Source organism: Capnocytophaga sp. oral taxon 324 str. F0483, from assembly GCF_000318315.2.
Classification (GTDB): domain Bacteria; phylum Bacteroidota; class Bacteroidia; order Flavobacteriales; family Flavobacteriaceae; genus Capnocytophaga; species Capnocytophaga ochracea.
Genome location: NZ_KB291529.1, coordinates 21,823 through 28,340, shown reverse-complemented (window position 1 = coordinate 28,340; position 6,518 = coordinate 21,823). Strand labels below are relative to the sequence as shown.

Annotated in this window: 7 protein-coding genes; all 7 read left to right on the top strand. The window is 39.7% G+C overall.

Going from position 1 to position 6,518, the window contains the following annotated elements:
• Window positions 1–118: 118 nt before the first annotated feature.
• Window positions 119–484, top strand: a complete 366-nt coding sequence (locus HMPREF9072_RS09130) for a hypothetical protein (RefSeq protein ID WP_016478335.1) — start codon at window positions 119–121, stop codon at window positions 482–484.
• Between the two features lie 292 nt (window positions 485–776).
• Window positions 777–1,514, top strand: a complete 738-nt coding sequence (locus tag HMPREF9072_RS09125; protein ID WP_009411441.1) for a Fic family protein — start codon at window positions 777–779, stop codon at window positions 1,512–1,514.
• 114 nt (window positions 1,515–1,628) lie between these two features.
• Complete coding sequence (locus HMPREF9072_RS09120; protein WP_009411440.1) at window positions 1,629–2,840, top strand: dicarboxylate/amino acid:cation symporter; 1,212 nt, start codon at window positions 1,629–1,631, stop codon at window positions 2,838–2,840.
• A 226-nt stretch (window positions 2,841–3,066) separates the two neighbouring features.
• Entirely contained in the window at window positions 3,067–4,047 is a 981-nt protein-coding gene (locus tag HMPREF9072_RS09115; protein WP_009411439.1) for a bile acid:sodium symporter family protein, read from the top strand.
• Between the two features lie 139 nt (window positions 4,048–4,186).
• Window positions 4,187–4,957, top strand: coding sequence for a hypothetical protein (locus tag HMPREF9072_RS09110; protein WP_157236447.1), 771 nt, complete (start codon window positions 4,187–4,189; stop codon window positions 4,955–4,957).
• A 26-nt stretch (window positions 4,958–4,983) separates the two neighbouring features.
• Window positions 4,984–5,661, top strand: coding sequence for a DNA repair protein RadC (gene radC / locus HMPREF9072_RS09105; protein WP_009411437.1), 678 nt, complete (start codon window positions 4,984–4,986; stop codon window positions 5,659–5,661).
• 75 nt (window positions 5,662–5,736) lie between these two features.
• Window positions 5,737–6,507, top strand: a complete 771-nt coding sequence (nadE, locus tag HMPREF9072_RS09100; RefSeq protein WP_009411436.1) for an NAD(+) synthase — start codon at window positions 5,737–5,739, stop codon at window positions 6,505–6,507.
• The last annotated feature ends 11 nt before the right edge of the window (window positions 6,508–6,518 follow it).

Here is a 6,518-nt window from a genome sequence, read left to right as displayed (position 1 = left end):
TTTATTAGAGTGTTTGCAAACACTCTAATAAAAAATTAATCATATATTTTTAGGCTTATCTAAAAAATATTTTTACCTTTGCGCTTTCAATGGTTATATCTTTTAAAATTAAAATATTATGAGTGATTACTGTATGTGTCATATCGAGAGTTACTGGCAGGAGCTTATGGATCTTTCAACAGAAGAATTTATGCAAGAGGCGTATATGGAAGCGCTTTCGCATAGTCGAGAGGCTTTTTATAGGGCAGAAGTATTAGCAACTCACGCTGATAGATGTGAAAAGCTAAAGATTCCGTTTGTAGAAATATACACTTTTTCGTGTGAGAATTTGGCTTGTATGTATCAGCATATGGGAGAGTCTTTACAGGCGGTAAAGATTTTGAACCAAGGAATTAGTTTTTTAGGATATTTGTACAAACAAAAATTACTGAGCAAAGAGGTTTTTGAAGAGCAGATAGAAGCTTTAAATTGTTTATTTCGTTAAGTGCGACAAGCTACATCTTTTATTCTTTTCAATTATTCTTTAATATTTTTAGATTTTTTTTCAAATCATTACATAGTCTTCAAAATTGGTAAATTGATAAGTTATCTTTATATTTTTCTGTAAAAAAATATTCGCAATTCTTTTTAGAAAAATATTTAATTGTACTTATTTATAATATTGATTATCAATACATATAGGTTTTATACTTTCTTCTTTTTAGTGAATTTCACGAGTTCTTTTGCTGAAAGAAGGCAAAATATCGTACATTTGCCACGTAAAACCTAAAAGTTTAATGAAACACATCTTTACAACAGAACAGCAAGCGTTGGCAGCTCGTATTTTGGAACATAACCATTTTTCACCCCTAAGTGACTTATATTCTTCGGAAATACAAGACTTGGCGGTGATATGGTCGTTTTACTCTGGGAAAATAGAAGGCAATACTTATACTTTTGTAGAGACGGAAACGCTCTTAAAAGAAGGTATTACTTCACCCAGGCGCTATGAAGAGGCTAAAATGCTCAAAAACCTTTACAGCACTTTTATTTCGGAAGTAGAGTATATCAAAAAAGGGAATACCGAAGAGATTAACAAACGATTGCTTTTTGAGCTACACTCTCGCTTGATTGCTGATTTGATAGATAACCACGAAAGGGGTATTATCCGCAAACGCGCTGTGCGGATTACTGGAACGGATTATACACCTCCTACTGAGGAGCACCTTATTGAAAAAGCCTTAGACCAGATAATGGAGGAACAGGCTGAAATAAAAAATCCTTTAGAGAAAGCGGTGTTTTTGCATTGCAATATTGCGCGCTTGCAACCTTTTATTGACGGCAATAAGCGCACTTCGCGCTTGGTTGAGAGTATTGTGCTGATGAATGACGATATCGTACCGATTCACACGACTCGCTTAGAGGATATCAATACGTACCGTAAGGCTTTGCTTTCTTTTTATGAAACGAGTGATTACAGTGAATATGCCGATTATTTTCTACAAAAGAAATGGGAGTATCTGCAGAAGTCGTAGGTCGTAGCACAAGTTGTAGCACGACAGGCAGTGCGAGCCGCACGGGCAGTGTGAGTCGTACGAGGCTGATAGTTGTAGTAGGTTTATTTTAAGCATAATTTCAATATCTAGAAAATGAAAAATATTTTTAATAATCTTTTGTTTAAGGTGGTTTGTGGTATCCTGTTTGGGATAGCGTTGGGCTATTATGCACCTGAATGGTTGTACCGCATTCTTATTACTTTTCAGGTGTTGTTTAGCAACTTTTTAAAGTTTGCAATACCGCTGATTTTGATAGGGCTTATTATGCCTTCGATTAGTGATTTGGGTAAAAATGCAGGTAGATTACTGCTTATTACCATAGGAATTGCGTATGCTTTTACGCTTTTCTCGGGTTTTTCTACTTACTTGGTGGGCGAATCTCTTTTTCCTTCGCTATTACAGGGGGAACAATTGGGAGCCATTGTAGATAAAGGGAAGAGTTTGCCTCCTTATTTTACCATTGAGATGCCTCCTTTGGCTGATGTGATGAGTGCTTTGCTGTTTTCTTTTATTATCGGGATTGGGTTGTCGTTTAGAGAAGAATCGAAACTTACAGAGGTGATTAAAGAGTTTGGCGATATTGTGAAATGGCTTATCGTTAGGGCTATTATACCGATATTGCCTATTTATATTATGTGTATTTTTGCTGAAATTACCTTTAACGGAGAGGTAATGGCAATAATGAAGGTATTCTTCAAACTGATTTTGGTTCTTTTTGTGATGCACATTGCTTTGCTCATTATCCAATACCTGATTGCGGGAAGTATTGCAGGGAAGAATCCGTTTAAGGCACTGGCTACGATGCTACCGGCTTATGCGACGGCTTTGGGTACACAATCGTCGGCTGCTACCATTCCTGTAACGTTGAGGCAGGCACTGAAATTAGGCATTTCGCAACGGATAGCGGGATTTGTGATTCCGCTTTGTGCTACGATTCATCTTTCGGGCAGTACGATGAAGATTACGGCTTGTGCGCTTGCCCTGATGATGCTTCAAGGAATGCCTTATGACTTTTCGCTGTTTGCTGGTTTTATAATGATGCTGGGGGTGGTGATGATTGCTGCTCCTGGGGTACCGGGAGGGGCTATTATGGCTGCTTTGGGGGTGCTGAACAGTATTCTTGGTTTTAATGAGGCGCAACAAGGACTAATGATTGCACTTTATATAGCGATGGATAGCTTTGGCACGGCTTGTAATGTAACGGGTGACGGTGCTGTAGCTTTGATAGTTGATAAATGCGGGAAAAATGAAGTGCGAGCCGCACAGGCAAGGAGAAATGAGAGAATGAGAAAACTAGGAAATTAGCAAATGAGAAAATTAGAGAATTAGGAAATTAACAGATTGGTAGATGGAGACGAAAAGAAACGAAACGGTTCAGAACACTTGGAAGGGTACAGGAAAGGTGGACTTAGCTTATAGAAAGCTTATAGGAAGCTTATACGAATCTTAGAAGATAAGTATAGAAAAGGTATATAAATATTTAAATATCAGTTTTTTACGGGAACTAAAACAATAATTAAAACGAAAGCAAATGACAAACCTACACAAAATTTTTGTTAAAAACGCGTTTTTGTGGCTCTTGGTACTAATGGTACTTATGGGCTACCTTATTCCTTATCGAGAAGGCTATAACGCTTACTTTAATTTAGGAACCTTTATCGATTGGGGGATTGTGATTATCTTCCTGCTCTACGGACTCAAACTGAACTTGCGAGAAGTGCTGAACGACGTTAAGAACTGGAAGCTACACTTGCTGGTACAAATAGCTACCTTTGTGCTGTTTCCGCTCTTGGTAATGCCTTTTTACAAGATAGCACAGGGCAATGAATTCTACGTGTTGTGGCTTTCGATATACTTTTTGGCTTGCTTGCCGTCTACCGTATCGTCATCGGTAGTGATGGTGTCTATCGCAAAAGGGAACGTGCCCTCAGCGATTTTTAACGCTTCTATCTCGGGGCTCATAGGAATCTTTGCTACCCCTATGCTAATGCACCCTTTTATGGAAAGCAATAGTGGTGGGGCAGTAGACCAAGTAGCAATTATACAGCAATTATTATTAAAAGTACTGTTGCCGATAGTATTAGGGCTCTTGCTTAATCCGCTGTGCAAGAAGTTTATAGAGCGTTACGGCAAACTGATAGGCAAGTTTGATAGGCTTATTATCCTGCTGATTGTCTACGAGAGCTTTTCGACCGCTTTTGTAAACCGTATATTTGGCAGTGTCCCACCGATTACTTTTGCGATTATCGCAGTAGCAGTGGTGGGTATGTTTTTCATTGTATACTATCTCTTGCAATGGGCGTCGCACCGTTTGCACTTTAACCGCGAAGATACAATTACTACTACTTTTTGTGGCTCGAAGAAATCGTTAGTACACGGGAGTTTATTTATGATGGTATTGGGTATTCCCGACGATAACAAAGTGATGTTCCTCTTGCCGATAATGCTTTATCACAGCTTTCAGCTGTTTTATGTGAGCTGGCTGGCGAATAAGTTATCAGGTAATAGGTAACAAGTAACAGGTTTCAGGTCTCAGGTAAAGCGAGGGAGTTGGTGCAGCTGGGTATGTGAGTAACAACAAGAAATATCAAGAAATGAACAATATACCCGAAGTTTATCCAATACTCTCTAATAACTAAAAACTAACCCTTATGAGAAGAACAGTAATTATCTCAATGATTTTAATAGCCTTTGTAGGCTGTAAAACACACATTAAACCTTCTACAGATTTAGAAGAAAACCAATTGCACGGCAAAGTAAAACAAATGCTCGAACTAACCTATTACTACGGCAATGTTGATAGAGTTTATTTTGAAGAGAAAACCAAAGCCTCTGATTCAGTATTGTATACTTTTGATGAAAAAGGCTATTATACTGAAGCGGTTCACTTAACCCCTCCTGATGATAACGAGGCTGAACAGACGCCCAGAAATATATATGTTACTCGCTCTGCTGACGAAGTGAAAACAACCGCTTACAACAGCGATGGAGATATCCTATACCAAAGCATAAGTAAGCTAAACCCAGAAGGCTTAGAGCTTACCCGAACAGATGTTTTTAAAAAAGATGACGAAAAGATTGTAATGAACTACACTTATGACCATACCAATCTAAAGACTGAAATAAATATTGAACACAAGGACGGAAATAAACAGAAAAATGTACTAACCTATAACAAAAAAGGACAAGTCATTAAAGGATCCTTTTACTCAGGTAGTAAAGATGAGCTTTTTTTAACTTCTACATATACTTACAACAGCAAGGGCTATTTAGAAAAGCGTGAGCAGAAATATTTTACTGGTCTTATTGTTACTACCACTTACCAGTATGAATACGATACCCAAGGCAGTGCTATTGTAGTCAAAGAATACGAAGATGGCAAACTCACAACTACAAAAAAGAGAATCATAGAGTATTATTAAAACAACCTTAAACCCCTAACTAAATTATGACTATCAAAAACTGGGAAGATACCGATAAGCCTCGTGAGAAGATGATGGCTCAAGGGAAAACAGCCCTTAGTAATGCCGAGCTTTTGGCGATACTATTAGGCTCGGGGTCGGCGGATGAGAGTGCTGTGGAGCTGAGTAGGCGCATTTTGGCTTCGGTGAATAATAGCTTGACGGCTTTGGGCAAACAGAGTTTGCAACAACTACAAGCCTTCAAAGGTATTGGGCAGGCAAAAGCGATTACCATTCTCGCTGCTACCGAAATGGGCAGACGACGCGCTGCTGAAACCCCCGAACCACAGCCCAAAATAGAGGTAGCTCATAACGTTTTTACCCTAATGCAACCTCTCATAGGCGAGTTGCCCCACGAGGAATTTTGGGTACTCTACCTCAATAGCACCAATCGTATGATACACAAAGCACGACTTTTTTCAGGAGGGATTACCCAGACTACCGTAGACGTGCGACTGCTCTTCAAAACAGCGTTGGAGCAAGGAGCTATTGCGTTGATATTAGTGCACAACCACCCTTCGGGTAACACCACCCCCAGCAAGGAAGATATCGAACTCACCCAGAGAGTAAAAACAGCAGGTGATATGTTAGACATCAAACTCTTAGACCACGTAATCGTTACCGAGAAAGAGTATTTGAGTCTTTTGGACGAAAGGCTTTTCTAATGGTGAATGATAAATTTGCTGATTTGGTAATTATGTAGTATTTTTGTCGCCATAAGAGTTAAACACTTCAATATAATGGAAAATATAGCTTCTCAAATAATTAATTGGATGAAGACCTACGCCGAGAATGCTCGTGTAAAAGGGTTAGTGATAGGCGTATCGGGCGGAGTAGACTCGGCAGTCGTCTCTACCCTTTGTGCGCGTACAGGCTTACCTACTCTCTGCCTCGAAATGCCTATTCATCAAGCTGAAAGCCACGTGAGCCGCGCTGAGGAGCATATAGAGTTTCTCAAAGCACATTATCCTAATGTGAACAATCTGAAGGTAGACCTCACTCCTGTATTCGACCAATTTGTGACACAAATACCCCCTACTGATAAATCTACTTACGAAATGGCACTTGCCAACACTCGTGCACGCCTAAGAATGACGGCGCTTTACTATTTTGCAGGACTCGAAAGCTATATAGTAGTAGGCACGGGCAATAAGATTGAAGATTTCGGGGTAGGGTTCTTTACCAAATACGGCGACGGTGGGGTAGATATAAGCCCCATAGCCGACCTGATGAAGAGTGAAGTGTACAAACTTGGTGAGTATCTGCATATCCCAAAAAGCATTCTCAAAGCAAAACCTTCCGACGGGCTTTTTGGCGACGACCGTAGCGATGAAGACCAACTGAAAGCTACTTACGATGAGCTTGAATGGGCAATGCTACAAACCGAGCAAGGCAAAAAAGCTGAGGAATTTAGGGGAAGAGAGCGTGAAGTATTCGAGATATATACCCGCCTCAACCGTGCTAACCAACACAAAATCCAACCGATACCGTATTGTAAGATTAGCAAATGAGAAAATTAGCA